Source organism: Microcoleus sp. Pol12B4 (genome assembly GCF_036701385.1).
Lineage (GTDB): Bacteria > Cyanobacteriota > Cyanobacteriia > Cyanobacteriales > Microcoleaceae > Microcoleus.
Genome location: NZ_JAUBQR010000239.1, coordinates 1 through 10301, shown reverse-complemented (window position 1 = coordinate 10301; position 10301 = coordinate 1). Strand labels below are relative to the sequence as shown.

Here is a 10301-nt window from a genome sequence, read left to right as displayed (position 1 = left end):
GGCTACCAGCATTTCATTCAATTCGGCCTCAAAGACGGTCAGTTTGGGACTTCATTTTTTGAAACAGAATACTTACAAAAAAATCCCGATGTTCGGCCTTTTGTCGAATCGGGAGCATTGAAAACAGGTCGGGAACACTACTTCAATTTTGGCAAAAACGATCCAAGCCGCTCTGCGACTTTTGTCGGCAGTTCCGGGAATGACATCATTACCGGTCCTGGGGTGGGGAATAGCGAATTAATTGGAGTTGAAGTAGGTTTACGTACAGGTAATGGCTTTGGCGAAGGCCGAGTTTATGAAGGTGACGGCAGCAATGAATTCGATACTCTCACTGGCGGTAGCGGCCGCGATATATTCGTACTCGGTGACCTTATAGAAGGCGGTAAAAGTTCTCCGCCCGGAACCGTAAAATTCTATATTGGGCAGGGTTTTGCGACAATTCGAAACTTTACGAAAGGTCAGGATAGCATCGTGCTAGGAGATGCATTTTTACCTTTCTCAGATCAATACTTGATATTGCCCATCAACAACAATCGAGATTTAGCTATCCAATACAAAGCTTCACTCATCGCTGTTCCCGGAACGACTCCGTTTGACACGATCGCTGTTATTGAAGGTGGCGGAAATCTCAAGTTGAATTTATTACCAGAATCTAGAGTTACTAGATTTTCACTTGGGTAGAAATCTCGAAGCTATTGGGGATTTGGCTTGGGCTGCTGTCGGTGCGATCGCACATTCGCAAAATGGGCGATCGCACTGTTGTGTTTGCCATGAAAATAATAAAATAGCCTTAATAATAATTAACTTGACATACTGAGTTAGTAGAGTTACTAATAGTGGGTCAAGTTTAATCGACAAGTAAGCAGACTAAGCTTGGAGCCAAAATTATGACTAATTATGATATTTTTGACGAACCATACTACCTTTCTCAATATCCTTGGGTGAAACCAGCCATTGATGCAGGAGTTATCAAATCAGGAAGAGAACACTTTGAAAAGTTCGGTCAAGCCGGCGGCCTGACCAAAGTATCGCGTCACTTTGACGAAGAAACCTATCTAGCTCAAAATCCAGATATTGCTCCCTTTGTTCGCACCCCAAACAATCCAAACGCGCCTTTTGCGTCTGGTTTAGACCACTTTATCCAATACGGTTACGAAGAAGGTCGCACGCGCGTATCGCCTGAGTATGATGAAGCGTTTTATGTAGCAAATAACCGACAGTTACAGCCGTTTATTCAGAATGGAACTTTTAAAAACGGCTACCAGCATTTCATTCAATTCGGCCTCAAAGACGGTCAGTTTGGGACTTCATTTTTTGAAACAGAATACTTACAAAAAAATCCCGATGTTCGGCCTTTTGTCGAATCGGGAGCATTGAAAACAGGTCGGGAACACTACTTCAATTTTGGCAAAAACGATCCAAGCCGCTCTGCGACTTTTGTCGGCAGTTCCGGGAATGACATCATTACCGGTGCTGGGGTCGGAAATAGCGAATTAATTGGAGTTGAAGTAGGGTTTGTTGTAAGCAGTAATAGCTTTACCATCTCCGGCCGAAATTATGAAAGTGACGGCAGTAATGAATTCGATACTCTCAGTGGCGGTAGCGGCCGCGATCTCTTCAAGCTCGGAGAACTTTTACCAGGTACTGGTGGTAGGTTTTTCAGGCCCCCAACAATATTATATATCGGACCTGGTTTTGCTACAATTCGGAACTTTACCCAAGGTCAGGATAGCATTCAGCTAGAATCAGACGATTTCCAAGTTTCTTTAGATAAATTCTTGATATTTCCGATCAACAATAATCGAGATTTAGCTATCCAAACGAACGGCTTGTTGGTCTCCCTTCCAGATGGAAGCTCGGGAATTAGTAGATTTGACACGATCGCTGTTATTGAAGGCGGCGGAAATCTCAAGTTGAATTTATTACCATCATCTAACGCTGCTATTAGATTTCTAATTGGATAGAAATCTCGAAGCTATTCAGGATTTGCCCGATCGCTGCTGAAAGTGCGATAATTAATTGTATCATCCAGAAACCGGGTTTATTTGATAAACCCGGTTTCTGAGTTTTTAATGGAGATCGCGCGCTAGCTTCAAAACCTCAACAGTATCTTTGTGGCCCTCCGAAGACCCCCAAATTAACGCAGTCCAAGTATTATTATCCTTAGCTTTGATATCAGCTCCTTTATCGATTAAAAATTCCACAACTTGAGTGCGCCCGCTACCTGCTGCACTCATCAAAGCCGTCAAACCAAAATTAGTTTTAGCATTCACATCCGCCCCCGCCTCCAGCAAAAGCTGTACAATCTCCGTATGTCCGGCAGCAGCGGCACTCATTAACGGCGTCCAGCCGTCATTATCCTGACTGTTGGGTCCGGCACCTGCTGCCAGCAATTTTTTGACGATCGCCGAATTGCCAGCCTCAGCCGCAGCCGTCAAAGCCGTCGCACCTTCCTCATCTTTGGCATTGATATCTGCACGCTGTTCGATGGCACTTTCTACAGCCACAAGATCACCCGTCTTGACGGCATTAATTAAATCTGTCATAAAATCTCCGTTGCATCCTTTCAAATCTTAAATCCTATGGCAGTAGATATTTTAATCCTCTCCAACGGCCCCGGAGAATTAGCAACTTGGGTGCGTCCCGCCGTGCAAGCTTTGCGCGAACAGTTGGGAAACGCGGGCACTCAAGCGCGAATCTCTGTGGTGCTGTCCCCCTGTCCGCACGCCACCGGGAAAGAAGCACAAATCGCGTTTTCCTACCCAGAAGTTGACAGAGTTCAAGCACCGGAGCATTTTTTTCCATTCCTATTATCTGGCAAAACTGCTGAAAATTGGGATTGGTATGAAACAGGAGTTGTTTTGTTTTTAGGTGGCGATCAATTTTTTACGGTTGTTATTGGCAAAAGGCTAAAATATCGCACTGTTATTTATGCTGAATGGGACGCGCGGTGGTATCGCTGGATTGATAAATTTGCGGTGATGAAACCACAAGTTTTTGGTAAAATTTCCGAAAAATATGCTAATAAATTTACAGTTGTCGGAGATTTGATCGCAGAAGTAGGTAATCGAAAAGCGGACGCCAACCATGGGGCAGTACCCCTACAGAAAATAGAATTAATTGGATTGTTGCCCGGTTCTAAAGCTGCGAAATTAGCTTTAGGTGTACCGTTATGTTTGTCGATCGCCCAATCCATCCACCACATCCGCCCTGAAACTCGCTTTGTTATTCCCGTTGCTCCTACCATAGATGTGCAAACTCTAGCAGGTTTTGCCGACCCTGAACAAAATCCTTGCCTGCATTTATTTGAGAACGCTAGCGCCGAACTTTATTTAACAGAACGGCCGTTTTTGCAGACAGCAAATAACTTGCAAGTAGAACTTTGGACGCAGACGCCCGCCTACGATTTGCTATCAGAATGCAGTTTGTGTTTAACTACTGTGGGAGCGAATACTGCGGAATTAGGTTCGTTAGCCGTACCGATGATTGTTTTGATTCCGACGCAGCAATTGGATGCGATGAAAGCTTGGGATGGTTTGCCGGGATTGCTGGCAAATTTGCCGTTAGTCGGTTCAGCTTTTGCGACGGGGATTAATTGGCTAATCTGGCAATTGGGAAAGGGAAAGCTTTATGCTTGGCCGAATATTTGGGCACAGGAAGAGATTGTACCGGAGTTAATTGGGAAGCTGGAACCGGAAGTCATTGCTCAATTGGCGATCGACTATTTGAGCCATCCTGATAAATTAGCACAGATGGGCGATCGTTTGCGTGCGGCTCGAGGAGAATCGGGGGCGGCGAAAAAAATTGCTGAATTGGTTTGTGAAGAACTTGAGGTGCAATCTAATTGTCATAAGAAGAATTAGATTTTTTTATTTTTAACCGCAGAGGAACGCGGATGAACGCTGATTTAATCCAGATTAATTGGTAAAAACAGGCAAAAGAAATTTTATTTTCTCTTGCCTGTTTATTATCCCAAAACTGGATTTGCTTTCAAGTTAAGCTCGATCGTGCTTAGCAATCACCCAAACAGCGTGAATGATACCGGGAATAAAGCCCAAAAACGTGAGAACCAGGTTAATCCAAAAATCAGTACCGATGCCGACAGTCAAAAATACGCCCAGAGGGGGAAGAAAAATTGCAGCGACTATGCGAATTAAATTGTTCATCTCAGTTACTCCAAACGAGTTTTCTCTTTCAATTTAACTTCACTGACTGACTGAACCTTTCCCGAAAAACTTAGGCGGTGCTGCCATAGTGTAAACTTCAGTTTCAGCGGCGATTACCTGCCGCAAGTGACCGGGAAGCTGCATCAACCCCAACAGTGTAATTCCGTCGAACATCCGCAACCCGCCAGTTGTTTTCTCGGCGAGTAATTTGTCAGTAACTGCGGGTTCGGGCCGCGTATTTATTTCTTGATTAGAAGCTATCGCAAAACCCCAAGGAGCTCCGTAAGTAGAAATAAAGCTGGTGCAGGATTGAACATTGGAGAAAACAGATTTCAGGGTATTCACAATGCGAGCGTGCATTTTCATTTCTGCCGGAGAAACGGGACCTGCTTGCACTACGAAATATCCGTTAGGTGACATTACGCTGCGAACTTTCTCAAAATACTCCTTGGTAAACAACTGGAAAGATGGGCCTTCTTCAATGGGATCGGACAAGTCAGAAATGACAATATCCCAATCTTTGTCTGTGTTGTCTAAATAGTCCAAAGCATCGCCGATTACTACTTCGCAGCGGGGGTCGTCAAAGGCGTTTTGGTGCATTTCTGGCAGGTGTTCGCGACAAGCTTCTACTACTTCGCCATCAATGTCGATCATCACGACTTTTTCAACTGTTTTCCAGCGCAGCACTTCTCTAATTGTAGCTCCTTCTCCGCCACCGAGAACGAGGACTTTTTTGGGTGAACCGTGACAAATCATGGCTGGGTGTACCAGGGGTTCGTGGTACAGAAACTCGTCGCCTGTACAAGATTGCCACTTACCGTCTAAAACTAAGCCTTTGCCGTAAGTACCGGTCTGAACTACGTACATTTCTTGATAGGCTGTTTTCTTGTAAGCGAGCACCGCGATGACGCCGTGAACGTAAATATCCCAAGGGGTAATGTACTCGCTCATCCAAAAGTCTGCACGAACTTCGCTACCTGACATCAATTACTCTCCAAATATAAACTGCTGTGTCGATGTTGTCACAAGTAGTAGTTCTTAGCACAAAATGGTGCGGGTGTGTGAGTACGATCGACACATTAAAGTGAGATTTCTCAGCAATGCTATAGTGTGATTGCGTTCTGGGAGAAAGCAATAAGCTTGTTACTTGAGATTGCTTGTGCGCGATCGCGCGCCCCGTCGATCGCACTTTTCCCGTCGCCCCCGGTCGATCGCACTCACATTTAATATTTTCGCTTTGCATTGCCGACGGGTTTTGTACAAAGGTTGTCTGAATCGGGCAATTTTTCGCGCTGGACCCGCCTTTATAAGTTTGCGATCGCCCTGCTTATTTATCAAGAATCGGATGAAAACTCCGCAAATGCGAGAGCGGGGAATACAAGTAGCAAGCGGTTTTAACTAGATTTATTGTTAATATGTTGACATTTTGAATGTATCTTAGATAATATTTTTATATCGACCAAAATAAAGGAACCGTTGAATTTTTCGGACACAATTGGCTAGGCGATGTGCGCCGAAATTCTAACTAGGTAAAGGGTGCAACTAAATTTCCTCATAAAACTTTTATGACACTATTTTTAGGTTCAAAATAATAGCCGATGGAACCAACCGACTGGGACGACAGAATCAAAGAGCTGGAAAAGGAAAATCGACTCCTGCGGGAAAAACTCGAAAAATCGGAAACTGAACGCAGCCAATTACAAGCCCTTAATCAAAAAAAAGAATCTTTGCTAAAAAAGCTCACTGAGGAATTTAGAGATTCCAAAAATCTTTTAAAAGCAAGAATGTCTACACTAGAAAAAGCTCTGGAAAATCAGCAAACAACGCAGCTCAAATTAATCGAAGCCGAAAAAATGTCGGCTTTGGGCATTTTGGTAGCTGGTATTGCTCACGAAATCAACAATCCCGTTAACTTCATCTACGGCAATATTAGCTATGTCAATGACTATGCAGGAGACATCTTAAAACTGCTCGCTATGTACCAGGATCGTTATCCCGAAATAGATGCAGAGATGGAAGCTTTCCTGGAAAAAATTGACCTCGACTTTCTGCGCGAAGATTTGTTGAAAACTCTTTCGTCAATGAAAGTTGGCTCCGAGCGCATCCGCGAAATTGTGTTGACTTTACGGAACTTTGCGCGGGTAGATGAAGGTGAAAAAAAACCTGTTAACCTTCATGAAGGGATTGACAGCACCTTGTTAATTTTGCAGCATTTAACTAAAGAAAAACCAGGTCGTTCGGCTATAAAAATTATTAAAAATTATGGATCTGTGCCCAAGGTAGAGTGCTATGCTGGACAATTAAATCAAGTGTTCATGAACATCATTAATAATGCTGTGGATGCCCTGCGGGAGCGAGAGCAAAATTCCTCAATGGACGAGATAGAAGCCAACCCTATCCAGATGACAATTACTACTTCTATTATTTCCGAAAACGGGGCAAAAATTAGCATCAAAGATAATGGTATGGGAATGAATGAATCTGTAAAAGCGAAAATTTTCGATCCGTTTTTTACCACCAAACCCGTTGGTCACGGGACGGGTTTGGGATTGTCAATTAGCTATCAGATTGTTGTGGACAAACACGGCGGCAGCTTGGAGTGCATCTCCGCAATTGGAGAAGGGACTGAATTGGTGATCGAAATTCCGATCGCCAATTTCGGCCGCTAAGATCGATCGATCGAGCTAAACTGAGGGATAATGAAAACTCCCTTTGACTGCGGCTCCTCCTAGTTTGATGTGCAACCCTATGTCTACTGTCACTTTTGGTTTGTCAACCCCTATAGCGGCAGAGGCCGGGGCATCCTACGGCAGCAGCGAACCGCCACAGCGCCCCACCGTGCCGGCAGAGTGGATCGAGGTATTGGTGGACTCTCCTTTCCGGGTTGCGGGGGACTCCCCAGGGGAGGAAAATAAGTTATTTACCTATCGTTTACCTGCGGAACTTACCGTGCAACCAGGGGATATTTTGAGTGTACCCTTTGGCAGTCAACAGGTAGGGGCGATCGCGATTCGGTTCATTTCTCAACTGCCGCCAGACTTAGATCCGGCGCGGGTTAAAGATGTCGAAGATGTTGTCAGTACAGGTTTTTTCCCACCGACTTACTGGGAATTGCTCGATCGCACTGCCACCTATTATTGCACACCTTTAATTCAAGTAATTAGAGCGTCCCTTCCGCCCGGTTTATTAAGCCGTTCCGTGCGCCGAATTCGCTTAATTAAGGACGCAATTTCTCCGAATGCCGAAACATTTCTCAATCCCGCCGCGAGTCAAATTTTGCAATTGCTGCAAGCTCAAAAAAACGGCGATTACACTTGGCAATACCTCCAGCGCCAAGTTAAGGGAAGTTATCGGGGATTGAAAGATTTGTTGAAACGCGGTTGGGTAGAAAGTTATTTAGAACCTCCCAATCCTCCCAAACCAAAACTCAAACCTGCAGTGACATTAATTGATAGCGCATTTGTCACAGATTTAACCCAGCGGCAACAAGAAGTATTGGAAGTTTTGCGGCGCGGTGGCGGTGAAATGTGGATGAACGATTTGCTGAGAATTTGCAGCGCGAGTTCTTCTGTTGTCAAAAATTTGGAACAAAAAGGTACCGTTGTTATCGACCAAAGGGAAGTGATCAGGGGCGATCGCGGAATTTCTCAATTGCCAGATGCACCCAAAACTTTAACTCATTTTCAAGCTGAAGCTTTAGCGTTTATTAACTCTTTTTCGGGATTCCGTCAAGTGCTGCTGCACGGCGTTACAGGTTCCGGGAAAACCGAAGTGTATTTGCAGGCGATCGCCCCAATCCTAGCCAGCGGCAAATCCGCCCTCGTACTCGTTCCCGAAATCGGTTTGACACCGCAACTTACAGACAGATTCCGAGCCCGTTTTGGCGAGCAAATTTGCGTGTACCACAGCGCCCTATCCGACGGCGAACGTTACGATACATGGCGTCAGATGCTGACGGGAACCCCGCAAATTGTCATCGGCACGCGATCGGCCATTTTTGCTCCTTTACCTCACCTCGGCTTAATTATCCTCGATGAAGAACACGACAGCAGCTTCAAACAAGACCAACCAGCCCCCTGCTACCACGCCCGCACCGTTGCCAAATGGCGCGCCGAATTAGAAAATTGTCCCTTGATTTTAGGTTCCGCAACGCCAGCATTAGAGACTTTGGTGGGGACGCGCCGAGATTATTACTCGTTACCAAATATCCATTATTTATCATTGCCCGATCGCATTTATTCCCGCCCCATGCCACCTGTGGAAATAGTGGATATGCGCCAAGAATTGCGGCAAGGAAACCGCTCAATTTTCAGCGCTTCCCTGCAAAACGCGCTGGAACAATTGCAAGCAAGACAACAGCAAGGTATCCTGTTTATTCACAGAAGAGGACACAGTACCTTTGTCTCTTGTCGAAGTTGCGGCTATGTGATGGAATGCCCGAATTGCGATGTTTCCCTGTCTTATCACCACGTCGGCGAAGCAACAGCAGAAATATTGCGCTGTCACTACTGCAACCACACGGAACGACACCCTCAAAACTGCCCGGAATGCCGTTCTCCTTACTTCAAAAACTTTGGCAGCGGCACTCAGCGAGTCGAACAGGAATTAACGAGATTGTTTCCAGAATTGCGGGCAATTCGGTTTGACAGCGATACGACTAGAAATAAGGGCGATCACCGCAGATTGTTAACGCAATTTGCCAATGGGGAAGCTGACATTTTGTTGGGTACGCAAATGCTGACGAAAGGGTTAGATTTAGCGGGAGTCACCTTGGTGGGAGTTGTGTCTGCTGACGGGTTGCTGAACTTATCCGATTATCGGGCCAGCGAACGAGCTTTTCAAACATTAACTCAAGTCGCGGGCCGTGCGGGCAGAGGCGACGATCCGGGGCGGGTAATTATTCAAACTTACACTCCCGAACATCGGGTTATTCAAGCAGTTAGGCGGCACGAATATGCAGGTTTTGTGGAAACAGAATTAGCAGAAAGAGCGACGCTGAATTATCCTCCTTCGGGGCGGCTGGTTTTGTTGCGGTTGAGCAGTGTAGATGCGGCGGAAGTGGCGGTGACGGCGGTACAATTGGCGTCTGTTTGTCAGGAGTATATTGAGCGATTGTCTCTACCGGGGTGTGAGTTGTTGGGGCCTGCACCTGCGACGATTATGCGGGTGGCAAATCGATATCGGTGGCAGATTTTGCTGAAGTTGCCTTTGGATGAGTCGGTGGATTTGTCGGATTTGATCGGATTGCGCGATCGCACGCCGCGTTCTGTTAGTTTAACTATTGATGTCGATCCGTTGAATTTTGGTTGAGCGAGGGCAACCTAAAAGCCCGGTTTCGGATTAAGCCTGTAAAAGCTTCTCTACCGATTGAGCAATAGCAGTCTCATCCTGGAACTCAGAATTATCAATCTCTAAATCCCAAGGCAAATCGACCAGCAACGCACGTTCATTAATTTCTTTTAACCTATGGTCTGAAACAGGAATGTGGGTTGAGACATCTCTCGTCATGACTCGCTCTATACAGGTATCGAGTGGAGCTTGTACATGGATTAGGAACACGCGGAAGCCTTGTCGCAAGGCTGTTAATAACTCTGAGAAGGTATGGGCTGTGCCTGTAGACTCGATGCAAAGGGTGGAATGTGATTGAGCTAACTCATCCAGTTTTTCTAACACAATTTGGAATCCTCGTTTCTCCAACGGAATTCCTTCTAATCCTGGCTCTAGCCTAAGCACCTCAAGAAATATAGGTTCAATCCGTAGAAACTTTACATCTAGATATTGCTCCAAAACACTACCAATGAACGTCTTGCCAACTCCTTTGAGTCCTACTAGCAGCAACAGATTACACGGTTTTGTATTGTAAGATGAGTACATATTGCTTTAACAAGACTTACGCTACATGAGTCAATTTTTATAATATATTTTTTACACAACTATGTAGTTGTAAGGTGCGCCGTGCACACCCTACAACTAGAGTCTCTGCGTAAATCCTAAAAACTAAGGCAAATCCGTGCTCCCCATCAGATAAAGGTCGCACTCCCGGGCCACGCCGCGCCCTTCATTAATCGCCCAAACCACCAAACTTTGTCCCCGGCGACAGTCCCCAGCGGCGAAAACTCCCGGAATGCTGGTTGT

General features: G+C 45.6%; 9 protein-coding genes and 1 pseudogene. 5 read left to right on the top strand and 5 right to left on the bottom strand.

The genetic code is table 11. The features are described from left to right. Together QUA38_RS24505 and QUA38_RS24500 are read left to right on the top strand one after the other, a co-directional pair. A pseudogene (locus tag QUA38_RS24505) lies at window positions 1–681 on the top strand (calcium-binding protein); the annotation flags it as partial. Between the two features lie 206 nt (window positions 682–887). Then, the gene (locus QUA38_RS24500; RefSeq protein WP_333166520.1) at window positions 888–1964 is read left to right on the top strand and encodes a calcium-binding protein; all 1077 of its coding nucleotides are present in this window, start codon (window positions 888–890) and stop codon (window positions 1962–1964) included. Between the two features lie 105 nt (window positions 1965–2069). Here the strand turns inward: QUA38_RS24500 and QUA38_RS24495 are convergent, their stop codons facing one another. Beyond that, entirely contained in the window at window positions 2070–2546 is a 477-nt protein-coding gene (locus QUA38_RS24495; RefSeq protein WP_333166518.1) for an ankyrin repeat domain-containing protein, read from the bottom strand. A gap of 36 nt (window positions 2547–2582) precedes the next feature. On the opposite strand from QUA38_RS24495, the gene QUA38_RS24490 reads away from it, so the two are divergent. Then, complete coding sequence (locus QUA38_RS24490) at window positions 2583–3863, top strand: lipid-A-disaccharide synthase (protein WP_333166516.1); 1281 nt, start codon at window positions 2583–2585, stop codon at window positions 3861–3863. A 132-nt stretch (window positions 3864–3995) separates the two neighbouring features. Here the strand turns inward: QUA38_RS24490 and QUA38_RS24485 are convergent, their stop codons facing one another. From QUA38_RS24485 to QUA38_RS24475, 3 genes are read right to left on the bottom strand one after another with little or no spacing between them, the layout of a single operon-like run. Then, a complete protein-coding gene (locus tag QUA38_RS24485) occupies window positions 3996–4166 on the bottom strand; it encodes a YqaE/Pmp3 family membrane protein (protein WP_333071975.1) in 171 nt (56 codons plus the stop codon). Window positions 4167–4205: 39 nt separating this feature from the next. Further along, window positions 4206–5150: a fused MFS/spermidine synthase gene (locus QUA38_RS24480; protein WP_333097484.1), complete on the bottom strand. Its 945-nt coding sequence runs from the start codon at window positions 5148–5150 to the stop codon at window positions 4206–4208. Beyond that, the gene (locus tag QUA38_RS24475; protein ID WP_333166514.1) at window positions 5140–5409 is read right to left on the bottom strand and encodes a hypothetical protein; all 270 of its coding nucleotides are present in this window, start codon (window positions 5407–5409) and stop codon (window positions 5140–5142) included. The genes QUA38_RS24480 and QUA38_RS24475 overlap by 11 nt, the downstream gene beginning before the upstream one ends. Before the next feature lie 355 nt (window positions 5410–5764). Between QUA38_RS24475 and QUA38_RS24470 the strand changes: the two genes are divergently transcribed. Both QUA38_RS24470 and priA read left to right on the top strand, forming a co-directional pair. Next, a complete protein-coding gene (locus QUA38_RS24470; protein ID WP_333166511.1) occupies window positions 5765–6835 on the top strand; it encodes an ATP-binding protein in 1071 nt (356 codons plus the stop codon). Window positions 6836–6914: 79 nt separating this feature from the next. After that, complete coding sequence (gene priA / locus QUA38_RS24465) at window positions 6915–9476, top strand: primosomal protein N' (RefSeq protein ID WP_333166508.1); 2562 nt, start codon at window positions 6915–6917, stop codon at window positions 9474–9476. Between the two features lie 30 nt (window positions 9477–9506). Here priA and QUA38_RS24460 read toward each other — a convergent pair whose 3' ends face one another. Then, window positions 9507–10040, bottom strand: a complete 534-nt coding sequence (locus tag QUA38_RS24460; protein ID WP_333166506.1) for an AAA family ATPase — start codon at window positions 10038–10040, stop codon at window positions 9507–9509. Between the last annotated feature and the right edge of the window lie 261 nt (window positions 10041–10301).

What these genes read in the sequence shown, in the direction of transcription:
- QUA38_RS24500 (WP_333166520.1), top strand. Translation starts at nt 888, where the DNA reads ATGACTAATTATGATATTTTTGACGAACCATACTACCTTTCTCAATAT.
- QUA38_RS24495 (WP_333166518.1), bottom strand. Translation starts at nt 2,546, where the DNA reads ATGACAGATTTAATTAATGCCGTCAAGACGGGTGATCTTGTGGCTGTA.
- QUA38_RS24490 (WP_333166516.1), top strand. Translation starts at nt 2,583, where the DNA reads ATGGCAGTAGATATTTTAATCCTCTCCAACGGCCCCGGAGAATTAGCA.
- QUA38_RS24485 (WP_333071975.1), bottom strand. Translation starts at nt 4,166, where the DNA reads ATGAACAATTTAATTCGCATAGTCGCTGCAATTTTTCTTCCCCCTCTG.
- QUA38_RS24480 (WP_333097484.1), bottom strand. Translation starts at nt 5,150, where the DNA reads ATGTCAGGTAGCGAAGTTCGTGCAGACTTTTGGATGAGCGAGTACATT.
- QUA38_RS24475 (WP_333166514.1), bottom strand. Translation starts at nt 5,409, where the DNA reads ATGCAAAGCGAAAATATTAAATGTGAGTGCGATCGACCGGGGGCGACG.
- QUA38_RS24470 (WP_333166511.1), top strand. Translation starts at nt 5,765, where the DNA reads ATGGAACCAACCGACTGGGACGACAGAATCAAAGAGCTGGAAAAGGAA.
- priA (WP_333166508.1), top strand. Translation starts at nt 6,915, where the DNA reads ATGTCTACTGTCACTTTTGGTTTGTCAACCCCTATAGCGGCAGAGGCC.
- QUA38_RS24460 (WP_333166506.1), bottom strand. Translation starts at nt 10,040, where the DNA reads ATGTACTCATCTTACAATACAAAACCGTGTAATCTGTTGCTGCTAGTA.